Annotated in this window: 1 protein-coding gene; it reads right to left on the bottom strand. The window is 66.2% G+C overall.

Annotated elements, in window-relative coordinates; genetic code table 11:
• Positions 1 to 856: PASTA domain-containing protein (locus K728_RS18460; RefSeq protein WP_193353916.1), on the bottom strand; the 856-nt coding region annotated here is incomplete at both ends.

Genomic DNA, 856 nt, shown 5'->3' with positions numbered 1-856 from the left:
GGGGGCCACCGCTGCCACCAGGCCGGCGGCCTCGATGGCGGCAACGGCGTCGGCGCGCGGCTGCCCGGTCACCACCGGAACCTCAATAGGTTCAGGGCCCTGGGACACGACAAGGTTCACGGCGGTGCCACGCGGAGTCTGATCACCGGCGGCGGGCTCCTGGCTAATGACCAGTCCGTCCTCGACGTCGGCGTTGAACTCCCGGGTAATCTCACCGACTGCCAGCTCGCTGCCGGCCAGTTGTTCTGCGGCGGCAGCCTCACCCCGGTCAACAACATTCGGCACCTCGAACAGCTCGGGGCCTTTCGACACGAACAGCTCGACTGACTGGTAACGGCGGATCTCGGTTTGCGCCGCCGGTTCGCTGCGGATCACCAACCCCGATGCCACTTCGTCGTGAAACTCTTCTTCCGAACGTGGGGCGTCGAAGCCGTTTTGTGCCAGCAACAACTCGGCCTGGTCCACCGAACGGTTGACGACGTCGGGCACTGTTGCCTGTGCACCGGGCCCCACCCCGAAAAACCAGCCAAGGCCCGCGGCGAGCCCAGCGAGGAGCAGAAGCAGTACCACCCAGATAGCGTTGCGGCGTCCACGGTTGCCGGGGCGCAGCGCTTTCTCGGGCCGCAGGGCGGCCTTGGCCTGCTGCTTTTGGTAGACCTTGAACTCCCGTCGGGCCTGTTTGTCGGTTCTCTGATCCGACTCGGGAAGCGATTCAGCTTGGGTCTCCGGGATCCGGATGGCTCTGGTGTGCTGAACGTCGTGGGGGATGACCGAGGTCAGGGACTGGTCGGCGCGGATCACCTCGGTGGCGCGGGGTCCGCGCGGAGAGTGAATGATTTCCGTGGCCGAAGCGCCC

This window comes from Arthrobacter sp. CAL618, from assembly GCF_000468215.1.
Lineage (GTDB): Bacteria > Actinomycetota > Actinomycetes > Actinomycetales > Micrococcaceae > Arthrobacter_D.
The sequence above is the reverse complement of the archived record's forward strand: the minus strand, read 5'-3'. Positions and strand labels throughout refer to the sequence as shown.